Origin of the sequence: Actinomadura bangladeshensis (assembly GCF_004348335.1) — a bacterium.
Taxonomy (GTDB): Bacteria; Actinomycetota; Actinomycetes; order Streptosporangiales; family Streptosporangiaceae; genus Spirillospora; species Spirillospora bangladeshensis.
Genome location: NZ_SMJW01000553.1, coordinates 1 through 1173 on the forward strand (window position 1 = coordinate 1; position 1173 = coordinate 1173).

The window sequence follows — 1173 nt, forward strand, 5'->3', positions numbered from 1 at the left end:
CGACCGGGGCCTCCCCGCCCGCTGACCCGCCACCGGCCCGCGCGTCAGTGCCGTCGTGCCTTGACTGCCGCGCAGAAGTTCAGTCAGAAGCGAACGGGGGCCTTTGCCACCACCGCGGCTCGGGGACGGAGGACTGTCTTGCTCAGGGGCGGGCGCGGACGGCGGCGAGGTCGGGGGTGGCCGGGGTGACCAGGGCGAGGCGGGCGCCGGTCGGGTCGGTGATGATGGAGAAGCGGCCCGGCTCGATGTCGGTCGGCGGGACGTGGATGCGGGCGCCCAGCTCGGCGGCCCTCGCGGCGGACTCGTCGCAGTCCGCCACCCAGTAGTACGGGATCCAGTGGGCCGGGTAGCCGGGCGGCCAGTGCTCGTCCATCGACACCATGCCCGCCACGGACCAGTCGCCGACCTTCCAGATGGTGTAGACGGAGCCGTAGTAGTCGCGGTCCACGGCCTTCCAGCCGAAGACCGCGCCGTAGAAGCGGCGGGCGGCGCCGATGTCGCGGCAGGCCAGCTCCACCCAGCACAGCGTCGCCGGCTCGTCCATGACCCCCGCGCCCTGCAGGTGGTAGGGGTACCAGAGGGCGAAGTCGGCGCCCTCCAGGTCGGAGCACAGCGACAACTGCCCGAGGTCGGCGACGTCGGTCGGCTCCACGAGGACCATGCCGCCCGCCGCGCGCACGGCGTCGACGGAGGCCGCCATGTCGGCCGTGCGGAAGTAGCACGTCCAGGACGAGTGCAGGGAGTCGTCCGCGAGGAACTGCATCCCGCCGATCTCCGGCCCCTGGACGCCGCCGAGGGTGAAGATCTCGTATTCGCCGATATCGGCGGTCAGCGTGTAGGAGTACCAGCCGAACAGGTCGCGGTAGAAGTCCCTCGACCGCTCCGGGTCCGGACTGGCCAGCTCGGCCCAGGTCGGGTGGCCGGGCTCGTAGGAGGTCACCTCGGGCATCGCCGGTCCCTGACAGCTCGCATGCCGTCCACGCTAGTGCGGTGACCACAAACGTCCACCGGGTTGGGTGACACGCCGGACAGGGTCAGGGACGGGCAGGTTGATCGGCTCCACCCTCGATGACGACAGGTCGTTATCGAGAGAGGGGCGGGCTGGTGGCAGAGCCAGTCAGAGCACGGCGGTTGACCCAGGACGAGGGGCGCCGGCTGCAGCAGATCATCCGG

Annotated in this window: 1 protein-coding gene; it reads right to left on the reverse strand. The window is 71.2% G+C overall.

All coding sequences use genetic code 11. The features are described from left to right. Positions 1-142: 142 nt before the first annotated feature. Positions 143-949: a VOC family protein gene (locus tag E1284_RS40795; protein WP_131945452.1), complete on the reverse strand. Its 807-nt coding sequence runs from the start codon at positions 947-949 to the stop codon at positions 143-145. Between the last annotated feature and the right edge of the window lie 224 nt (positions 950-1173).